Annotated in this window: 18 protein-coding genes; 10 read left to right on the forward strand and 8 right to left on the reverse strand. The window is 71.0% G+C overall.

Annotated elements, in window-relative coordinates:
- Positions 1 to 852: 852 nt before the first annotated feature.
- The gene (gene dnaA, locus ACTVAJ_RS16475) at positions 853 to 2775 is read right to left on the reverse strand and encodes a chromosomal replication initiator protein DnaA (RefSeq protein WP_470389049.1); all 1923 of its coding nucleotides are present in this window, start codon (positions 2773 to 2775) and stop codon (positions 853 to 855) included.
- 763 nt (positions 2776 to 3538) lie between these two features.
- Here dnaA and rpmH point away from each other — a divergent pair.
- The 8 genes from rpmH to ACTVAJ_RS16515 all read left to right on the forward strand — a co-directional run bounded on the left by rpmH (position 3539) and on the right by ACTVAJ_RS16515 (position 9242).
- Positions 3539 to 3682: a 50S ribosomal protein L34 gene (gene rpmH / locus ACTVAJ_RS16480; protein ID WP_013155858.1), complete on the forward strand. Its 144-nt coding sequence runs from the start codon at positions 3539 to 3541 to the stop codon at positions 3680 to 3682.
- 97 nt (positions 3683 to 3779) lie between these two features.
- Positions 3780 to 4253 carry a ribonuclease P protein component gene (rnpA, locus tag ACTVAJ_RS16485; protein WP_470389050.1) on the forward strand — a complete coding sequence of 158 codons (474 nt, stop codon included), beginning with the start codon at positions 3780 to 3782 and terminating at the stop codon, positions 4251 to 4253.
- Positions 4250 to 4564, forward strand: a complete 315-nt coding sequence (yidD, locus tag ACTVAJ_RS16490; RefSeq protein WP_470389051.1) for a membrane protein insertion efficiency factor YidD — start codon at positions 4250 to 4252, stop codon at positions 4562 to 4564. Before rnpA ends, yidD begins: the two co-directional genes overlap by 4 nt.
- Positions 4565 to 4592: 28 nt before the next feature.
- Complete coding sequence (gene yidC, locus ACTVAJ_RS16495) at positions 4593 to 5540, forward strand: membrane protein insertase YidC (protein WP_470389052.1); 948 nt, start codon at positions 4593 to 4595, stop codon at positions 5538 to 5540.
- Positions 5541 to 5680: 140 nt separating this feature from the next.
- Positions 5681 to 6169: a Jag family protein gene (locus ACTVAJ_RS16500; protein WP_470389053.1), complete on the forward strand. Its 489-nt coding sequence runs from the start codon at positions 5681 to 5683 to the stop codon at positions 6167 to 6169.
- A gap of 335 nt (positions 6170 to 6504) precedes the next feature.
- Positions 6505 to 7233, forward strand: coding sequence for a 16S rRNA (guanine(527)-N(7))-methyltransferase RsmG (rsmG, locus tag ACTVAJ_RS16505; protein ID WP_470389054.1), 729 nt, complete (start codon positions 6505 to 6507; stop codon positions 7231 to 7233).
- Positions 7234 to 7442: 209 nt separating this feature from the next.
- Positions 7443 to 8267 (forward strand): ParA family protein, encoded by an 825-nt coding sequence (locus ACTVAJ_RS16510; RefSeq protein ID WP_470389055.1) that lies wholly within the window; start codon positions 7443 to 7445, stop codon positions 8265 to 8267.
- Positions 8268 to 8330: 63 nt separating this feature from the next.
- A complete protein-coding gene (locus tag ACTVAJ_RS16515; protein WP_470389056.1) occupies positions 8331 to 9242 on the forward strand; it encodes a ParB/RepB/Spo0J family partition protein in 912 nt (303 codons plus the stop codon).
- A 200-nt stretch (positions 9243 to 9442) separates the two neighbouring features.
- Here the strand turns inward: ACTVAJ_RS16515 and trxA are convergent, their stop codons facing one another.
- Positions 9443 to 9766 (reverse strand): thioredoxin, encoded by a 324-nt coding sequence (gene trxA, locus ACTVAJ_RS16520; RefSeq protein ID WP_470389057.1) that lies wholly within the window; start codon positions 9764 to 9766, stop codon positions 9443 to 9445.
- A 47-nt stretch (positions 9767 to 9813) separates the two neighbouring features.
- Complete coding sequence (gene trxB / locus ACTVAJ_RS16525; RefSeq protein ID WP_470389058.1) at positions 9814 to 10746, reverse strand: thioredoxin-disulfide reductase; 933 nt, start codon at positions 10744 to 10746, stop codon at positions 9814 to 9816.
- 490 nt (positions 10747 to 11236) lie between these two features.
- Between trxB and ACTVAJ_RS16530 the strand changes: the two genes are divergently transcribed.
- Entirely contained in the window at positions 11237 to 12394 is a 1158-nt protein-coding gene (locus tag ACTVAJ_RS16530; RefSeq protein WP_470389059.1) for a sensor histidine kinase, read from the forward strand.
- Positions 12391 to 13074 (forward strand): response regulator, encoded by a 684-nt coding sequence (locus ACTVAJ_RS16535; protein ID WP_470389060.1) that lies wholly within the window; start codon positions 12391 to 12393, stop codon positions 13072 to 13074. The genes ACTVAJ_RS16530 and ACTVAJ_RS16535 overlap by 4 nt, the downstream gene beginning before the upstream one ends.
- A gap of 20 nt (positions 13075 to 13094) precedes the next feature.
- On the opposite strand, the gene ACTVAJ_RS16540 is transcribed toward ACTVAJ_RS16535, so the two are convergent.
- The 5 genes from ACTVAJ_RS16540 to murJ (ACTVAJ_RS16560) form a co-directional block, all read right to left on the reverse strand.
- The gene (locus ACTVAJ_RS16540) at positions 13095 to 13991 is read right to left on the reverse strand and encodes an anti-sigma factor family protein (protein ID WP_470389061.1); all 897 of its coding nucleotides are present in this window, start codon (positions 13989 to 13991) and stop codon (positions 13095 to 13097) included.
- Complete coding sequence (gene sigM / locus ACTVAJ_RS16545) at positions 13988 to 14614, reverse strand: RNA polymerase sigma factor SigM (RefSeq protein ID WP_470389062.1); 627 nt, start codon at positions 14612 to 14614, stop codon at positions 13988 to 13990. The genes ACTVAJ_RS16540 and sigM overlap by 4 nt, the downstream gene beginning before the upstream one ends.
- Positions 14615 to 14639: 25 nt before the next feature.
- Complete coding sequence (locus tag ACTVAJ_RS16550; protein ID WP_470389063.1) at positions 14640 to 16205, reverse strand: hypothetical protein; 1566 nt, start codon at positions 16203 to 16205, stop codon at positions 14640 to 14642.
- A gap of 282 nt (positions 16206 to 16487) precedes the next feature.
- Positions 16488 to 18284 carry a murein biosynthesis integral membrane protein MurJ gene (murJ, locus tag ACTVAJ_RS16555; protein WP_470389180.1) on the reverse strand — a complete coding sequence of 599 codons (1797 nt, stop codon included), beginning with the start codon at positions 18282 to 18284 and terminating at the stop codon, positions 16488 to 16490.
- Between the two features lie 148 nt (positions 18285 to 18432).
- Positions 18433 to 20295, reverse strand: coding sequence for a murein biosynthesis integral membrane protein MurJ (murJ, locus tag ACTVAJ_RS16560; protein WP_470389064.1), 1863 nt, complete (start codon positions 20293 to 20295; stop codon positions 18433 to 18435).

A 20295-nucleotide genomic window follows, 5' to 3' on the forward strand; every position in this document is an offset into this window, starting at 1 on the left:
TTCCACCGCTGTCGCTGACGACTCGGTGATGGCCCTCCGTCGCTCGCCGATCGGCGAGTTGTCCACAGATTTTCCGCGGAGCTGTTGTGAAGCCACATCTGGGTTAATGAAGGTGCGCAGTAGTAGTAGGGGCTGTGGATAGTGTGGATAACCCCTGTTCCTGCAGGTCAACCCAGCATTTTTTGTCCACAGGCGCTGTGGATGACCCTGTGGGTAACTCGGGCGTCCTGTGGACGAACGAAGTCGCCCACAGGTTGTCCACACTCTGTCCACAGCCGTGTCCACAGTTTTCCCCCGGGTTGTCCACAGCAGACGGTGGTTCGGTGACCCGATGGTCGGGCAACGTGTCCACAGGCGCACCCCCGGTTACCCACAACTCGAAGCCACTTGTCCACAGGTTATCCACATGGTTGTCCACAGATTTGACCCCCCTCCTGTGGATAACTCGGCCAAGAAAGTCGAGAACTTTTTTTCCGTGCCCCCGTGCAGACCTCGCGAACCAGGACGAACAGGTTGTGCACAGGTTTGTCCACAGCCCCCGGCGCGCGTCCGTGTGGATGAGGGTGGAAAGCCCTGGTGAGGGCGCCCGCGCCCCGTGTGTGGGCAGCGCAACAGAGACGACAAGCCCGGCGTGGCCGGGGAAACCGTGCGACAGCGGACGGAGCGGTGCCATCGGGCGGATCGCGCGCCGAACCCGTCCCGTGGCGGCGGTTGTCCCCAGAACCTGTGGATAACCCCGGTCGGGGCGGTGGCGGGCGGCCGGACCGGCTGGAGGGGAGAGGGGAGGGGAGGAGCAACGCTTCGGGGGCGGCCCGCCGACGCGGACCGCCCCCGAAGCGTCGTCTCCCCGGCTCAGGCGAGCGGGGGCTGGTCCTTGATCCGGCTCGTGAGCTCGTGCACCTGGTTGTAGATGGACCGCCGCTCGGCCATCAGCGCACGGACCTTGCGGTCGGCGTGCATGACCGTCGTGTGGTCCCGGCCGCCGAACTGCTGCCCGATCTTGGGCAGGGACAGGTCGGTGAGCTCCCTGCACAGGTACATCGCGATCTGCCGGGCGGTCACCAGGACACGGGAGCGGGAGGTTCCGCACAGGTCGTCGACGCTCAGACCGAAGTAGGCGGCCGTCTGGGACATGATCGCCCCCGCCGTGATCTCGGGGACCTCGGTACTGGGGACGAGGTCGCGCAGGACCTGGCCGGTCAGGTCGAGGTCGACCGACTGCCTGTTGAGGCTGGCGAAGGCGGTGACGCGGATCAGCGCCCCCTCCAGCTCCCTGATGTTGGTGGAGATCTTGCTGGCGATGAACTCCAGGACCTCCGGAGGCGCGGCGAGCCCCTCCTGGGCGGCCTTCTTCCGCAGGATGGCGATCCGGGTCTCCAGCTCCGGCGGCTGGACGTCGGTGAGCAGTCCCCACTCGAACCGGCTGCGCATCCGGTCCTCCAGCGTGGTCAGCTGCCTGGGCGGCCGGTCACTGGAGATGACGATCTGCTTGTCGGAGTTGTGCAGCGTGTTGAAGGTGTGGAAGAACTCCTCCTGCGTCTGCTCCTTGTTCTCCAGGAACTGGATGTCGTCCACCAGGAGCACGTCGATGTCCCGGTACCGGCGGCGGAAGCCGTCCGCCTTGCCGTCCCGGATCGAGTTGATGAACTCGTTGGTGAACTCCTCCGAGCTGACGTAGCGCACGCGCGACCCCTCGTAGAGCCGTTGCGTGTAGTGCCCGATGGCGTGCAGGAGGTGGGTCTTGCCCAGCCCGGAACCGCCGTGGATGAAGAGGGGGTTGTAGGCCTTCGCGGGAGCCTCGGCGGCGGCGACCGACGCCGCGTGGGCGAACCGGTTGCTGGAACCGATGACGAACGTGTCGAAGGTGTACTTCGGGTTCAGCCGCGCGTGCTCGCTCATCGGCACTCCGGGGGAGCGCCCCGGGGGAGCGCCCGGCGCGTCCTGGGGGGCCTCGCCCGCGCCCTTCCCGCCAGGGGCCTCCGGGGGAGCCTCGGCCTCGGGCGCGGGCCGCTGCTCCGCGGGCACCGGGGACACCCGCGGAGCGGCGGGGCCCCCGGGGGAGTCCGGCACGGCGGGGGCCTGGGGAGCGGCCTCGGGCTGGGGTGTCTCCCAGCGGTTCGGCTGGTCCCACACCCCCTCGTCCCAGGTCGTCTGCTGCCACGAGGGCTGCTGCGGGGGCTGCTCCCATCCGGTGGACTGCCACGCCGGGCGGGGATCCGGCTCGGGGACGGCGGGTACGGGAGCGTGTCCGCCCGGCGGAGGGGTCCCGTTCACGGGAGCCCCGGGGACGGTGGGAGTGGCCTCCGAGGGGGGTGTGGGGCCGAGTACGTCCCCCCGGTTCGGGCCGCCGTCCGGCGCGGACCCGGGGGCGCGGTACGGCGAGGTGACCGGTCCCGGTTCGGGGCGCGGTCGGGCCGGGGCGGGGGGCGGTGCCGGGGCCGGTTCCGGGCGCGAGTGGCGTCCGGTCGCCTCGGGGGGCGGAGCCGCGGGTGAGGGCGGCGGGGTCGGCACCGCCGTGGGATCGACCGTGACCGCGACCCGGATGTCCCGGCCGAGGTGGGCGGAGAGCGCCCGGCTGATCGCCGGGTAGAGCCGCGTCTCCAGCACCTTCTTGGTGAACTCGTTGGGTGCGGCGATGAGCGCGGTGTCCTCGATCAGACCCAGCGGACGGGTCTGGGGCAGCCAGGCGCGCTGGTGCGCGGGCAGGGAGTCGTTGTCGATCCCGTCCAGCACGCTGGACCAGACCACTGCGAGGTTGACCTGTGCGTCAGCCACGGTGACCTGCCATGGTTGCTGTCCCTTCGGTGCGGATCTGTGCGGTGCGGATTGGAGCAGGAGGGGACGGTGGACCCTGGGGGTCGTCGGTCATGGGTCCGCGCGAACCCCTCGCGGGCGCGCGGAACGAACTTCCATTGTCCTCCCCCTCCGGGGGTGCCGGGGCAGGAGGAGGTGTGGACTGCCGGGGCGGCAGCCGTTCTCCGGCCTGTGGACAAGCCGGATCCCGCTCATGGGGACCGAGAGCGCTTGTGCCTCGGTATCCACAGCCGGAGGCCGTTGTCCACAAGTTGTACACAGGTTTATCCACAGGATGGCAGATCCCTGTGCACAGTGTCGGGTTATCCACAAATCCCAGCTCACAAGCTGTGTAAATCGGATCGTTCGGGCTGGTGGGGCGGCTGGCGGAGGGTGGAGGGCGAGTTATCCACAGGTTGAGGTTATCCACAGGGTGGGTCCGATGTGGACGAGCCGCGCCCTGTGGACAACTCGTTGTCCACAGGGCGCGGGCCGTCTCCCGGGGCGTGGTCCGGGCGTGGTCCGCGCCACGGTCGGGCCACGCCCCGGGAGGGCGGCGAGGGGCGCGGTGCGCCGTCTGATTTGACCCCGACCCGACCTGGTCGTATCTTCTTTATGCTTATGCCGATGATCTGTCTGCGCCCGTGCCCACACGACGGCGCGGCCTCGGCTCATGCACCGTGAGGCCCCGCATATGCTTGGGGGTCTGTCGTAGTACTTTCCTGACACGCCCCTGGAGCCAGCAGTGAGCAAGCGTACGTACCAGCCGAACAACCGGCGTCGCGCGAAGGTCCACGGCTTCCGGCTGCGCATGCGTACGCGCGCCGGTCGCGCCATCATCGCCTCGCGTCGTCGCAAGGGGCGCGCCGCGCTGACCGTGAGCCACTAGGCCACGCTCAGCCCCAAGTTCCTCGGGACCGGTCCGGCCTTCTCGCCGGCCGGTCCCTTTGTCGTGGGACGAGGCCCGAGGGCCGGAGGGAGTGTCCATGCTGTCGTCGCGGAACCGGATGCGCCGTAGCTCCGAGTTCGGCTCCGTCATGCGTGCGGGACGCCGTGCCTCACGCGGGGCCGTGGCCGTGGTCTACCTCCCTCCTCCGGCAGACGGCCCCGAACCCGCCGATCCGCCGCGCGTCGGCTTCGTCGTGAGCAAGGCGGTCGGGGGAGCGGTGGTCCGCAAGCGCGTCCAGCGCCGCCTGCGTCACGTGATGCGGACCCGGTTGGCCGTTCTGCCAAACGGTAGCCTGCTGGTAGTGCGTGCCAAGCCCGCCGCCGCCACGGTGCGGCAGGCGGAACTGGACACGCAACTCGACAGTGCGATCGCCGCGGCGCTGCGGCCCCGAGGGACGTCCCGCCGCCGGCGGGGCCGAGGCGGATCGCCCGCGTCGGCGGCCGTGCCGACGGGGAACGGGACGGTGCCCGGGCGCCGCCCGGACGAGGGCGGAGAACGGACGGGCCGATGACCGAGCACAGACCGACGGCTTTCGCGCGGCTGCTGATCCTCCCGATCCGGGGCTATCAGCGCTTCATCAGCCCGCTCTTCCCCCCGGTCTGCCGTTTCTACCCCTCGTGCAGTGCGTACGCCGTCGAGGCGCTGCGCGTGCACGGGGCCCTGCGGGGGTTGTGGCTGGGAACCCGGCGCATCGCCCGCTGCCACCCCTTCAACCCGGGGGGCCTCGACCCTGTTCCGCCGCCGAAGGGGCGACGGCACACCGGGGCCGAGGAGTCGGCGGGCGGAGCCGGAGGCACCGGACCCGCTCCCGGGGACCAGTAGCTGAACCGAGGCAAATAGGAGTTGGCCGGTGCTCGACTGGCTTTACAACATCGTCGGCTGGACGTTGGCCAGGATCCATGAGGGTCTGACCTTCGTCGGTCTCAATTCCGACAGCGGGTGGGCGTGGGGCCTGTCCATCCTGCTGCTCACCGTACTCATGCGGCTCCTCATGGTTCCGCTGTTCGTCAAGCAGATGAACACGCAGCGGAAGATGCAGGAGATCCAGCCGAAGATCATGAAGCTCCGGGAGCGCTACAAGCACGACCGGGAGCGCCTGAACCGCGAGTCGATGAAGCTCTACCAGGAGAGCGGCACCAACCCGATCATGGGTTGCCTTCCGCTCCTCCTGCAGATGCCGGTCTTCTTCGCCCTCTTCAGCGTCCTGCGCAGCGTCGCCGAGGGCAACGCCCAGTACGGCTTCTCCGAGGAGCTGGCCGAGAGCGCCCGCCACGCGCTGATCATCGAGGCGCCGATCGCCGCCCAGTTCAACAGCTCCACCGAGGAGCTGCTCGCCCTGGGGTCCTCCAACCCCGTGATGGCCAAGGTCGTCATCGCGATCGCGTGCGTCATCATGGGCACGACGACCTTCCTCACCATGCGTCAGAGCATCAAGCGCAGCACCGCGCAGATGCCGGACAACCCGATGATGCAGACGCAGAAGATCATGATGTACATGGCGCCCCTGTTCGGGCTCTTCGGCCTCATGATGCCGGTGGGTGTGCTGGTCTACTGGGTCACCTCCAACGTCTGGACGATGGTGCAGCAGCACTTCCTGTACCGGAACCAGCCGACCCCCGGTTCCGGCGACGAGGGCGCCAAGCCCGGCGGGACCCCCTCGAACGGTCCGGCCAAGGGCATGCTCGGCCGGAAGAAGGCCGCCGAATCCGCGCCGGAGCCGAAGGAACAGCCTAAGATCGAACGCAAGCAGCCGAAGAAGCAGTCGCGCTCCAAGCGCGGTGGCGGCGGGTCCCACTAGGGACGTCGCCACGTCGGCCGCGGAGGGTCTTCGAAGTGCGCAGGCGACACAGCCCCTGAGGCGTACGACGGTCAGGGCGTGAATGATGAGGAGACGGGAACGCTGTGGGACGTAGTGAGGAAGAGAGCGGTGGAGTAGCGGTGGCTGAGGCACCCGAGTCCGAGATCGACGTCGAGGCCCTGGAGAACGAGGGCGACATCGCCGCGGACTACGTCGAGGGACTCCTCGACATCGCGGACTTCGATGGCGACATCGACATGGACGTCGAGGGCGACCGTGCGATGGTCTCGGTCGTGGGTGCGACGCTCGACGAGCTGATCGGCGACCACGGCGAGGTCCTGGAGGCGCTTCAGGAGCTGACCCGCCTCGCCGTCCACCGGGCCACGGGGGAGCGGAGCAAGCTGATGCTCGACATCGGCGGCTACCGCGAGGAGCGCCGCAGGGTGCTCACCCGCATCGGTGCCGACGCGGCGGAGAAGGTGAAGAAGAGCGGCGAGATCCAGCCGCTGGAGCCGATGACGCCGTTCGAGCGCAAGGTGGTGCACGACGCCGTCGCCGCGGCCGGCCTGCGGAGCGAGTCGGAGGGCGAGGAGCCCCACCGCTACGTGGTGGTCCACCCCGCCGACTGACCACGTCCTCCCGCTCCGGCCGGGAACGCTGGGGGCGATGTTTCACGTGAAACATCGCCCCCTCGTCATGTGCGGGGGCGACACGTCGACGGGTCGACAAAGCGTCCGGTGGCACTCGGCCGCCGGGCCGCGGCCGGGGGGCACCCTGGGATGCGCGCATGTTTCACGTGAAACCATGGTGTCCCACAACCGTAGGATCATGAGGGGCCGTCCCGCCGTGCGCCGACAGCGCGCGGGGTGCCGGGGGGAGCCGTCGGCCGACACGCCGCGGCGGACCCGGGGGGCGGGCCCGGTCTTGGAAGCGATGATGGACGAGTTCCGACAGGTGGTGACCGATGACCTCGGGCGCTGAGGAGCCCGGCGCTGTGCCGCCCGCCCCGCCGATCGAGGCGGAGGCGGTCTTCGGTGACACGCTGCCGAAGGCACGGCGCTACGCCGAACTTCTCGCCGACGGCGGTGTGCGTCGGGGACTGATCGGCCCGCGGGAGGTGCCCCGCCTCTGGGAGCGGCATCTCATCAACTGCGCCGTCGTGGAGGAGTTGCTCCCGGAGGGGGCGGAGGTGGTCGACATCGGTTCGGGGGCCGGACTGCCCGGTCTGGTGCTGGCGCTGCTCCGGCCCGACATCAGGGTGACGCTCCTGGAACCGCTCCTGAGGCGGACGGTGTTCCTGAACGAGGCGGTCGAGACCCTCGGCCTGACCAACGTCGTGGTGCGGCGGGGGCGCGCCGAGGAGGCGCATGGGGATCTGTACACCGATTTCGTCACGGCCCGCGCCGTGGCTCCGCTGCCCCGACTCGCCGGGTGGGCGCTGCCGCTCCTGCGCAAGGGCGGGAGTCTGCTGGCGCTCAAGGGAGAGCAGGCCGAGGCGGAGTTGGCCGCCGCGCGTGACGACGTTGTCAAACTGCGCCCGAGTGAGTGCGATGTGATCAGGGTGGGCCGGGGTAAAGTCGATCCCGCTACCACGGTCGTTCGCGTCACGGTGACATCCGAGGGTGGTCCGCCCCCGTCAGCGGGACCCAGGAAAGGGCGGGGCGGCAAGAAGAAGCGCGGACGGAAGAGGTGAACTCATTCGTGCCCCAGAACCCAGCCGACCACGACGGTGTTTCACGTGAGACCCCCGCGGGTGCCTACGGGGACCTGCTCGGTGTTTCACGTGAAACCGCCCCCGACGACCAGAGTCGTGTTTCACGTGAAACATGGGCCGGCGGCGCCCCCGCCCCCGGCGGAACGGACGTCCCCGACACGCCCCTGGCACGCGCGGCGCGCGCCGCGATGGCGGTTCGCGGGCACGACGACGTCTGGCCCCGGCCGAAGTCCTGTCGCGTGATCAGCGTCGCCAACCAGAAGGGCGGCGTCGGCAAGACCACGACGACGGTCAACATCGCGGCCGCTCTGGCGATGCACGGGCAGCGCGTCCTGGTGGTCGACCTCGACCCCCAGGGAAACGCCTCCACCGCGCTCGGCATGGAGCGCGACAACCAGACCCGGTCCATCTACCACTGCCTGGTGGAGGACGAGGAGCTCCGCAAGCTCGCGCAGGCCGCGCCGGACATCCCGAACCTGTGGTGCGCCCCGGCCACCATCGACCTGGCGGGGGCGGAGATCGAGCTGGTCTCCCTCGTCGCCCGCGAGGCGCGGCTCCGGCGTGCGCTCGACGCCTACGACACCTCGGAGCTCGACTACATCCTCATCGACTGCCCGCCGTCGCTCGGACTGCTCACGGTCAACGCGATGGTGGCGTGCGACGAGGTCATGATTCCGATCCAGTGCGAGTACTACGCTCTGGAGGGTGTGGGGCAGCTGCTCCGCAACGTCGAACTCGTCCAGTCCCACCTGAACCCGGGGCTGGCGATCAGCACCGTCGTGCTGACGATGTACGACGGCCGGACCCGGCTCTCGCAGCAGGTCGCGGACGAGGTGCGCTCGCACTTCGGTGACCTGGTGCTCTCGACGCTGGTGCCGCGTAGCGTCCGTGTGTCCGAGGCGCCCAGCTACGGCCAGTCCGTGATGACCTACGACCCCGGGTCCACCGGTGCGGTGGCCTACCTGGAGGCCGCCCGGGAGATCGCGCACCGCGCGCCGGGACTCGGCGGCTGACGACGGTGCCGCCCCGGCCCGGAGCCGGGGCGCCGATGTGTTCGAGGAGGGAAGGAGTTGCCGGTGAGTCAGCAGCGGCGCGGACTGGGCAGGGGACTGGGAACGCTCATTCCGCAGGGACCCGCCGTTCCGGGAGCGAAGGGGCTCTCCGACGGGACGTACCTGGAGGAGATCGAGCTCGGCGCGATCACCCCCAACCCGCGCCAGCCCAGGGAGCGCTTCGACGACCAGGCGCTGGAGGAGCTGCGCGACTCCATCCAGGAGGTGGGGGTGCTCCAGCCCGTCGTCGTCCGCAAGCTCAAGGACGAGACGGGCGTGCCCCGGTACGAGCTGATCATGGGGGAGCGCCGGTGGCGCGCGAGCAAGCAGGCCGGTCTCGACCGGATCCCCGCGATCGTCCGTGCCACCGGCGACGACGAACTGCTCCGTGACGCCCTCCTGGAGAACCTGCACCGCCAGGAGCTCGACGCCCTGGAGGAGGCGGCCGCCTACCAGCAGCTGCTGGACGACTTCGGCGCCACCCACGACGACCTGGCCGAGCGGATCGGCCGTTCCCGTTCGCACATCTCCAACACGCTGCGCCTGCTGAACCTGCCGCCGAAGGTGCAGAAGCGCGTCGCGGCCAAGGTGCTCAGTGCCGGGCACGCCCGCGCGCTCCTCAGCGTTGACGACTCCGAACGCCAGGAGCGGCTCGCCCAGCGGGTCGTGGAGGAGGGGCTGTCCGTCCGCTCGCTGGAGGAGATCGTCAAGCTGGGGGAGGACTTCGACGAGCCGCAGGAGAGGCGGCCCCGGCTCACCCCGAGGCGTGAGTCCACCCCGCCCCAGGTGGAGGAGTGGGTCAGCCGCCTCGCCGACCGCCTGGACACCACGGTCAAGGTCGACCTGGGCAGGAAGAAGGGCAAGATCGTCGTGGAGTTCGCGACGATGGAGGACCTGGAGCGCATCATCGGCCAGATGGACTCCCGCGAGCCCTGACCGCTGTTTCACGTGAAACACCGCCCGCCGCCCCGTCCGGACGCCGAGTCCGCGCACGGGGCGGCGGACTGTTCGGGGGCCTCCCGGGGTGTGTGGTGGCCGTGTGGCCCCCAGGACGGTGCGGTGGGCACCTGCGGGCGTCCGTGACGACGGAAGGCCCCCAGTGCGAATCTGGGGGCCTTCCGTCGTGCCTGACCGGTTTACAGGAAGTCGGCCAGCTCCTTCTCCAGCAGGCGCAGCGGCTTGGCCCCGATGATCTGCTTGACGACCTCGCCGTCCTTGTAGAGGTTCATCGTCGGCAGCGAGAGGACGTTGTACTCGCGGGGAGTGTCGGCGTTCTGCTCGGTGTTGAGCTTGACGACCTCGATCTTGTCGCCGTGCGTCGCCGCCAGCTTCTCCAGGACGGGCTCCATCTGCTTGCAGGGGCCGCACCAGCTCGCCCAGAAGTCGACGAGGACGGGCTTCTCACTGGCCAGGACGTCGTCCTTGAAGGACGCGTCGGTGACGTGCTTGAGAGTGGACATGGTGCTCCTTGGTTCGATCCGACCGGGGGCGGTTGCGGTGCCGGGGTTCAGTTGCCCATCTCGGCGAGGTGGCGCTCGGCGTCCAGGGCGGCGGCGCAGCCGGTCCCGGCGGCCGTGATCGCCTGGCGGTACTGGTGGTCGACCACGTCGCCGGCGGCGAAGACGCCGTTCAGGTTGGTGCGCGTGGACGGGGACCCGACCTTGACGTAGCCCTCTTCGTCCAGCTCGACCTGCTTGTTGAACAGCTCGACGCGCGGGTCGTGGCCGATCGCGATGAAGACGCCGGTGACGTCGAGCGTGCTGGTCTGGTCGGTCTGGTTGTCGCGGACCTTCAGGCCGGTGACGCTCTTGTCCCCGAGCACCTCGACGACCTCGGTGTTCCACACGAACGAGATCTTCTCGTTGGCCTGGGCGCGCTCGGCCATGATCTTGCTGGCCCGCAGCTCGTCGCGGCGGTGGACCACCGTCACCGACCTGGCGAAGCGGGTCAGGAAGAGGGCCTCCTCCATGGCGGTGTCGCCGCCGCCGACGACCGCGATGTCCTGGTCGCGGAAGAAGAAGCCGTCGCAGGTGGCGCACCACGAGGTGCCGCGCCCGGACAGCTCCTTCTCGCCGGGCACGCCCAGCTCGCGGTAGCCGGAGCCGGTGGCCAGGATCACCGTGTGGGCGAGGAAGGTCTCGCCGCCCGCGACGACCTCCTTGACCGGCTTGGTCAGGTCGACCTCGGTGACGTCGTCGGGAACCAGCTCGGCACCGAAGCGCTCCGCCTGCTTGCGGAGGTTGTCCATCAGGTCGGGACCCATGATGCCGTCGGGGAACCCGGGGAAGTTCTCGACGTCGGTGGTGTTCATGAGCGCGCCGCCCGCGGTGATGGAGCCCTCGAACACCAGGGGGCGCAGTTCGGCGCGCGCGGCGTAGACGGCCGCGGTGTACCCCGCGGGACCGGAACCGATGATGATGACATTGCGGACGTCACTCACGCTCGTAGGCCCTTCACACAGTCGCTGCCCCGGCCACGGACGTGACCCCAGGGGAAAGTCGGTTAGTCACAACCGATGGTAGGCGCCCCGCATTCCCACTCGGACATCGCCGCAGCGTACGGGGGTGGGGTATGTGTGAGGGGTCCCGGTCCGCGTGTGCCCGCGTCAGCCCGGGCGGAGGCCGGGCAGCCGGTCCGGCCCGAGCGCGACCAGTCCGGCCAACGCCCCCGGAGCGCGCCGACGGCGAGGGTGCCCGGGAACGCCCCCGCCTGGTTCGTCGGCCCCCGGGCGAACCGCTCGGCACGGGGGTCGGGGCCGCGCTGAGCACGGCCGCGGAATCGCCGTGGAGCAGTCCGGTGACGCCTGGCGGGCGTCCCCCGCGGACCCGGCCGCCTACGTCCGTACGCGTACGTCGGGTGGTGCGCGACGCCCACCCGTCCGAGTCCGCGGGACACGGTCCCGGCGGTGTGCCGCTCCGTAGAATCGCCGCATGACACGTCGGTCCGCTCGCCAGGACGTGATCGTCGACGCCCTCCTCGGGTTCGTGGTCTTCGCCGTGGTGGCGATCGCGGCCGGGGCCGACGTCACCGGAACCGGTAACCTCACGCCCCTCGCGTACGCGCCGGCCGCGCTCCTGGGCGGGCTCATGCTCGTCCGCAGGCGGTGGCCGGTCCCGGTCGTGCTGGGCACGTCGGTGCTCATCGTCGCCAACTACGTCCTCGACCTGCCGACCATCGGCCTGGCCGTGCCCGCCGCGGCGGCCCTGTACTCCGCGGCCGAGGCGGGGCGCACCGCCTGGTCCGCGGGGTCGGCCGCCGGACTCCTGCTCGTCTCCACCCTGGCCCGGCTCGGTCAGGGAACGGACCCCGCCTACCTACTGGGGTACGAACTGTCCTCCAGCGTGGCGATCATGGGCGCCGCCACCGCCCTCGGGCACGTCCGGTGGCAGCGGTACCGGGCGGAACGGCAACGGGCGCGGATCGCGGCCCTGGACGCGCAGGCGCGTGCGGCGGAGGCGGCGGAGGTCGTGGCGCTCGAACGCGCCCGGATCGCCCGCGACCTGCACGACGCGGTCGGCCACCACCTCAGCGTGGTCTCCCTGCACGCGGCCGTGGCCGCCGAGGCGCTCGACGACGTCCCGGCGGACGTCGACGGGGCCCGCGCCGAACTGGGCCACGTCCGCCAGGCGTCCCGCGACGCCCTCGGCGAGATGCGCGCCGCCGTGCGCGCGCTGCGGGACGGCGACCCCGACGGGGGGCGCGTGGCCTCCCTCGCCCGCCTGGACGACCTCGTGGCGTCCGTCCGGGCGGCCGGGGTCGGGGTGGGGGTGGAGGGCGCCCCGGGGCCGGGCGAGGTCCCGGGCATGATCGACGCGACCGCCTTCCGGGTCGTCCAGGAGGCGCTGACCAACACGCTCCGGCACGCGGGGGCGACCCGGGCCCGGGTGGTGTTCACACGTGAGGACGGAGCATTGGACGTGCTGGTGACCGACGACGGCGGGGGCCGGGCCGACGGCCCGGCCCAGGGCAGCGGACTGGCGGGCATGCGGGAGCGGGTCCGCATGGTCGGCGGGGCGGTGGAGGCCGGTTCCGGGCCGGGGGGAGGGTTCCGGGTGCGTGCCCGGCTCCCGCTCGGAGGCGGCCGGTGATCCGCGTCCTGCTCGTCGACGACCAGCCCCTCGTCCGCGCGGGGGTGCGTTCACTCCTGGAACGGGACGAGGGCATCGAGGTGGTGGGGGAGTCCGGAGACGGTCGTGCCGCCCTCGCCGACATCGGCCGACTGCGGCCGGACGTGGTCCTGCTCGACCTCCAGATGCCGTCCCTGGACGGGCTCGCCGTCCTGCGGGAGCTGGAGAGGCGACGTGTCGACACGTCGACGGATCGACGGGTCGACAGCCGGGTGGTCGTGCTCACCACCTTCGGGGAGGACGACAACGTCTTCACCGCCCTGCGGCTGGGCGCCTCCGGCTTCCTGCTCAAGGACGCCGAACCGCGCGAGCTCAGGGAGGCGGTGCGCACCGTCGCCCGGGGTGAGGCGCTGCTGTCGCCGGGCGTCACCCGCCGGGTGATCGAGCGGCTCTCCGACACCGCGGCGGCCCCCGAGGCGTCGGCACGGCTGGACGTGCTCACCGGCCGCGAGCGCGAGGTCCTGGCCCTGGTCGGGCGGGGCATGTCCAACCAGGAGATCGGGGCGGAGCTGCACCTGAGCCCCGCGACCGCCCGCACCCACGTGGGGCGGGTGCTGTCCAAACTGGGAGCCCGCGACCGGGTCGGCCTGGTGGTGATCGCCTACGAGAGCGGGCTGGTCCGTCCGGGGAACGGGGGCTGACCCGGGGCAGGGGGCGGGTGTCAGCGGGCGTCGACGGTGGTTCGGGCCAGCACGCCGGCCCCGGCGTCGCCGCTCTGGGCGCAGCGCGGGTCGACCACGAACACGTCGACACGGTCGCTGTCCGGCACGGGTGCGTACAGGACCCAGGCGGGCTCGGTGCCGTCGCCGTAGAAGGCGTCGTCGACCAGGTCGACCTGGACCCCGAACTCCTCCTCCAGCAGGACGGAGCACTGCTCGACGGCGGGGGTGGCGGACTGCTCCGTCAGCGGAGCCTCCGCACCGGTGACCTCGCCCTCCGGTTGCTCCCCGGCACCGCCGACGGCGGAGCGTTCGAGCGTCCGGCTCGCCTGTCCGTCGAGCGCGGCGTCGGTGTAGACCGTCCCGCTGCGCACCAGTCGCGGCGCGTAGGCCAGGGCGGCCTCCCCGTCCCCGGGGGAGTCCTCCGCCTCGAACAGCGGTTCGGTGGCCTGTGCGGGGCCCTGGCCGTCGGAGAGCGTTCCGTTGACGACGGCGGCACCGCCGCCGACGACGAAGACCGCGGCGGCGGCCGCGACCAGGAGCCGGGGCAGACCGCCGGAGGAGCGCCTGCGGCGCGCCGCGGTCAGGGAGACCACGTTGTTGCCGTCGGCGGTGGGGGTCTGCGCCGGTGCCGGACCGGCCGGTCCGGTGACGGGTCCTCGCTCGGCGCGTTCACGCGCGGCGTCCGCGATGCGCTGGTCGAGGAGGTCGGCGACGTCCTGTGGCAGATCGGGAACCGGTGCGGCGGCGAGGATGCGGGAAACGCCCGTGAGTTCGTCCAGGGTGGCGGCACACGTGGCGCAGGTCTCGATGTGAGCGGTGACGGTGCGTTCCTCGGAGGGGTCGAGCAGGTCCTCGGCGAGGAAGGCGAGTGCCTCCGCGTCCGGGTGGGGCGTCACGATGGGTTGGCACCTCCTCTCCCTGATGTGACGTCTCGCGGAGGCTGAGGGTTCCTTAGATGAGCCAGAGAGGGAAGAAGTTTCGCGCGCCCCCGCGCACATCTGCTCTTGACCGTCCCCGTCGCCACGTCGAGGATCCGGGCGGCCTCCTCCACGCGGTAGCCGAGCATGTCCACCAGGGTGAGCGCCAGGCGCTGGTCCAGTGGCAGCTGCTCCAGCGCGGCCTGCACGTCGAGCCGCGACTCGGTCTGCGACGCGTGGTCGGGCGGCCCGCCCAGACGGCCGAGGCGCTCGTTGGACATCACGTCGAGGGTGTCGTCCTCGGTCGGGGTGGCCGGGCGCACCTTGCGGCGCCGCAGGCGGTCGTGGCAGGCGTTGACCACGATCCGGTGCAGCCAGGTGCTCACCTGGGCCTCGCCGCGGAAGCGGTCGGCGGCGCGGAAGGCGGACAGGAAGGCGTCCTGGAGGGCGTCCGACGCCTCCTCGGGATCGCCCATCATCCGGACGGACACAGCCCAAAGACGCTCACGGTGACGGTGTACCAGAACCCCGAAGGCCTGGTCGTCACCCTGAGTGTGCCTCGTCAACAACTCCTTGTCGGGGAGTTCCCGGACCGCGTCCATCAGTTCAGCTCACGTATCTCCGTACCTAGGCCACGCCTCGGACCTCGACCTCGTTGACCGTTCCACGGTAGTCGCTCCCGTTCTGCGGAAGAGCCGTGAACCAGATGAGGACGTATTGTCCGGACTCGGCCTCGTCGAGTTCGACCAGCTGGGACTCGCCGCTGCCCGCGGCGACGGTCTCGTAGTCGTTCTCCGAATCGCCGTCGGCGTCACCGACCCGGATCTCGAACTCGTAGCCGCTGCCGCTCAGGTTGAGGTCGACCGCGTGGATCTCGTGGACGTCGCCGAGGTTGAGCTGGAGTCCGACGCCGGGCTTGATCATGTCCAGCGGATCGCGGTAGCCCTGGGTGTTCCACTCGGTCGACGGGTCTCCGTCCCAGGCCCTGGGCGTGTTCTCGGTGTGCTCGTCGGTGTTGCCGTGCGGGTTGAGACCGCGCGAACCAGTGATGTCCAGCGCCACCAGCTCCGGGCCGCCCGACGTGTCCTCGGAGGCCTGGTCATCCGGCTGCGGCTGGTCGTCGTCGGGACTGAACATCGACCCGACCGTCCACGCGCCCACGACCACGCCCGCGAACACCACCAGCGCGGCGACGCCGATGAGGACCTTGCGGAGCGATCCCTGGGCGCGCGCGTCGCGTTCCTCCATCCGGGTGGGCTGGCGGCGCTCGGCGGCCCGGCCCTGGGCGGAGCGCTCCGCGGCCCGTGACGACCCGCTCCGGGCGCTGCGGCGCGGACCCGTCGGCTCGAACTCGCCCGTCCGGCGGGACGTGCCCGGCTCGGGCGGCGGTGCGGACTCGGTCGGGGTGACGGGGAGCGGGATGAGCCGGGGCACCTCGGCCAGCTCGGCGCACAGGGCGGCGGGCGAGGTGATCGGTGCGCCGGGCACCATCTGTCCGGCCAGGTGCGGCAGGGCCGCCCGGGTGGTGATGGTGGCGAGGGGTTCGGTGATCCCGGTCCGGATCTGCGTGGGCGGATAGGGGCCCGCGGGCCCCTGGGGCGCTGCGGGCAGGCCGTCCTGCGGTCCGCCGGGCCAGTGGCCGGTGAGCGCGGCGTACAGGAGACTGCCCAGCCCCTGGGCGTCGACGGCACCGGGGTCGGCGACGTTCGCGCCCATCAGGGCGGCGTCCACACCGATTCCGACCACCTTCACCGCGCCGCCGCTGCTCCACATGAGCTTGGCGGGGGTGAGGCACAGGTGGTGCAGACCGCCCGCGTGCGCGGCGGCGATCGCCTCGGCCGCCTCGGCGACCAGACCGGCGGCGCGCTCGGGCTCCATGGGCCCCTGGGCGATGAGGTCGGCCAGGGAGGAGCCGGTGACCCACTCCTCGACGACGTAGGGGGTGGGGGCGGTGTCGTCGGCGTCGAAGACCTGTGTGACGCGGGCGTCGGGGATACGACTGGTGGCGCGTGCGGCGCGCACGACCTCGGACGTGCGGGGGAAGCCGTCGGCGAAGGTCCACACGCCGACGGGGCGGGCGAGGGTCTCGTCGGTGGCCTTCCAGCGGGTCGCGCCACCGGTCTCGCTCACGACGTGGTCGAGTCGGTACCGGTTGGCCAGCTTCGCCCCGGGCTCGATGAGAAAGGTGCTCATGATGGGAGTGACGGGCGCCAGTGCCGAGTGTTCACGCGCGCCACCGCCGCGCCGCGGGACGCGGTGCGTGCCGGTTCGGGGGTGTGTCGCGTGTGGGGGTGTCGGCCCTGCTTGCTGTCCCCAGCCTCCCTTCGGGCAGCTCGGTCGGAAGTTGGTATGTCGATTGAGCGATGCGAGTCCATGCTAGGACGCTTGAACAGCATCTTTGGAGGACAAGGGGGCACTGTTCACCTTCTCGGGTGATCGGGTGCTCGACTACCCAACGTCATCCATTCCTGGTGATCAGCGACGTCGCAGTCGGGTTTTCAGCAAATTGAGGAAGGATGTGACTTCGGTCACTTTCAGGATTCTCGCGGTGAGGACGAACAGGACGGCGCCCCCCGCCCCACCTGCGGCCATCGCGGCCAGGGCGGGCCACGCGTCACCGGGAAGCCCCCGGAACACGTGGATCATCGCCCAGCCGAGCAGGGCCGCGGGGACGGTGGCGAGGTGCAGCTTGACCAGGACCAGCGCCGTGCGGCGGCCGTCCAGGCCGTTGAGCCGCCGGTGGAGCAGGCCCCACATGATGATCGCGCCGATGACGTAGTAGAGACCGTACGGCACCGGAAGCCACAGGACGACGTGCTGCGGCTCCATCCACCACAGCAGCGCGAACGCCGTGGTCGCGTGCGCGATCTCCGCCGGGATCGACACCAGCGCCGGGGTGCGGGTGTCGCCCAGGGCGTAGAACACCCGCATCTGGAGCTGGAAGAGCGTGAACGGGATCAGCATCACGACGAAGACCATCAGGATGCGCCCGATCGCCTCCGCGTCCCCCGCGCTGGTGCTGCCCTGCGCGTAGATCATCACGCAGAACGGGACGGCGAAGACCAGCATCGCCACCGAGATCGGGACGATGAGCACCGACGACAGCCGGAAACCCCGGGAGAAGTCCGAGCGGACCTGGTCCCTGCGGCCCGCGGCGACGTGCTCGCTCATACGCGGCAGGAGCGCGGTGATCACCGACACGGCGATGATCGCGTACGGCAGTTGGAACAGCATGGACGCGAACTTGTAGGCGGCGATGCCCGAGCCGGTCTCGTACCCGAGCCCGGCCGCGGCCGCGCCCGCCCGCGTGGCCACGTTCGTGGAGACCAGTGCTCCGGCCTGGGCCACGACGATGTAGAGCATCATCCACGACGCGGCCCCGGCCGCCTCGCCCATGCCGGAGCCCCGCAGGTCCAGCCGCGGTCGCCAGCGGAACCCCGCCGAGGCCAGCGCCCACACCAGTACGGCCGCCTGGACCACCTGGCCCAGCGCGGTGCCCAGGCCCAGCAGGGCGAGCCGGGACGGGTCGGCGAGCATGTCCTCGGGCGTGCTGCCCGGACCGGCGATGGACAGGAACCACAGGCAGACTCCGATGATGACCAGGTTGTTCACCACCGGCGCCCACATCGGGGCGCCGAACCTGTGCCGGGCGTTGAGCATGGCGCTCGCCAGGCCGCTCGCCCCGATGAAGAAGATCTGCAGGACCAGGTACCGGGCGAGGATCACCGAGACGTCGTACTGCGCGCCGGCGAACCCGCCCGCGTAGATCCGGATGAACCACTCCGCGACCAGTACCGACACCAGAGTGATCACGAACAGGCCCAGCAGCATGAGCGTGACGAGCCGCTGCTCGGTCCGGTCGCCGCCGTCCGCGTCCAGCTTGCGCCGCTTGACCAGGAACGGCACGAACACGCTCGCCAGCAGCCCGCCGACGAGCAGGTCGTAGACCATGTACGGGACCATGCCCGAGACCTGGTAGGCGTCGCCCAGCAGCTGGGTGCCGATGGCCGCCGCCAGCACGATCGTGCGGACGAACCCCGTCGCACGCGAGCAGATCGTGCCGACCGCCATGATCGCGCTCGACCGGGCGACGTTGCCCGGTGCGGTGTGCGCGGTACCGCCGATCTCGTCGCCGTCCTCCAGACCGGCGCGGTCGGCGGTACCCACGTCACCGATGTCGCTCGGGTCCCGGACCGTCGCCAGTCCGGCCTCCGGTTCGGTGTCCGGTTCCTCGCGCTCGTAGGCGTCGAGCACGTCCTCCGGCATCACCATGTGCCGACGGTGGTCCTCACGCGCGTCCGGGCCGGTCTCGGGGGCGCGCGCCCGCTCTCTGGGATGGTCGCTGGGCACCGTCGGACTGTCCTTCTCTCGGGGGCGTTCCGGGCCCGGCGGGGTCAGTGCCGGACGGACGTGTACGGGGTCATCGACGCAGCCGGCCCCGGATCAGTTCCACGGCCGAGGAGAGCTCCGGTACCCGCAGCAGCCTGGCCGACCCCAGGAACAGGACCGCTCCCAGGAGGCACCCCGCGGCGGGGGCGCCGAGGTAGCTGGCGAGGCCGGGGCCGACGTAGGCGTCGAAGAGCCACAGCACGCCGAGTCCGGCGGCGATGCTCGGGACGACGGCCACGTGCAGGCGCAACAATGTGCCAATCGTGTGCCTCCCGTCAAGCCCCCCGAGGCGGCGGCTCAGCACGTTGCCCGCGATGGTCAGGCCGGACACGAACGAGAACATGAACCCGGCGGCCACGCCGACGACCACGCGGTCGGGCGGCAGGAGCAGGTAGGAGGTCAGCGCGAGGGCGCTGTGCACGGCCAGGTTGGCGATGGCGATCATCGCCGGGGTGCGGGTGTCGCCGAGGGCGAAGAACACGCGCAGCATGAGCTGGAAGACCGTGAACGGCACCAGCCCCAGCGCCATGACCATGAGGATCTGGCCGATGTTGCTGGCGTCGGCCACCGAGATCGATCCCCGGGCGAAGGCCAGGACCGACAGCGGGACGGCGTACATCGCGATCGCGAAGGCCATGGGCACCAGGACGAACGACGAGATCCGCAGCGTCCGGGAGAAGTCGGAGCGCACCGCCGCCCAGTCGCGGTCCTCCGCGTGGGCGCTCATCCGGGGCAGCAGCACCGTGATCAGCGAGACCGCGATGATCGCGTACGGGAGCTGGAAGAGCTGGTAGGCCAGGTTGTAGGCGGTGATACCCGCACCGACGTCGCGCCCCTGCTCGATCCCGGCCACGTTGGCGGCGTTGGCGATGTTGGTCGTGATCCACAGACCGGCCTGGGTGAGCAGCGTGTACAGCATCATCCACCCGGCGGTGCGCAGGGCCTCGCCCAGGCCGCTGCCGCGCAGGTCCAGACGGGGCCGCCAGCGGTACCCGGTGCGGCGCAGCGCGACGAACAGCACCAGCGCCTGGAGGGCCATGCCCGCCGCCGTGCCCGCGCCGAGCAGGGTCAGCTGGGCGTCCGGGACCGGCGGTTCGCTGCCCGGCCCGGCCGCCCACAGGAACATCCCGCCGACCGCCATGATCACCAGGTTGTTGAGCACGGGCGCCCACACCGGCGCGCCGAACCGGTTCCGGGTGTTGAGCATGGCGCTGAGCAGGCCGCTCATGCCCACGAAGAAGATCTGCGTCAGCAGGTACCGCGCCAGGAACACCGAGTCGTCGAACTGCGCCTCGGTGAACCGCGAGCCGTACATCCAGATGAGGAACTCGGCGGCCAGCACCGCGACCGTGGTGAGCAGCAGCAGCGCCAGCAGCGTGGTGGTGAACAGCCGGTCCTCGGTGGCCTTGCCGCCGTCGGCGTCGCGCTTGCGGCGCTTGACCAGGAACGGCACGATGACGCTCGCCATCAGGCCGCCGATGAGCAGGTCGTTGAGGATGAACGGGATCGTGTGCGCCGTGTTGTAGGCGTCCCCGAGCAGGTGGGTGCCGATCGCCGCGCCCAGCACGATGGTGCGCGCGAACCCGGTGATCCGGGAGGCCATGGTGCCCACGGCCATGATCGCGCTGGACCGCATCATCCCGCCGCCGGAACCCGAGTCCGATCCCGAGCCCGCGTCCGACCCCGAACCGCCCGCTCCGGCACCCTCCGGCGCACGGGGGTCGTCCGCCGCGGGGAGCGGCTCGGGCAGTTCCCCCTCCTCGAACGTGGGTGAGGGGCCGCCGCCCGGACGGAGCGGACCCTCACCGGGGAGGGGGCCCCGACGGTGGCGCGGCTGGTAGTGGGGGGGACGGTCGGCGGGCTGTCCGCCGCCGTTCGGGGAGTCGGTGACCAC

Source organism: Nocardiopsis sp. KDC1DS13DA1 (genome assembly GCF_055632325.1).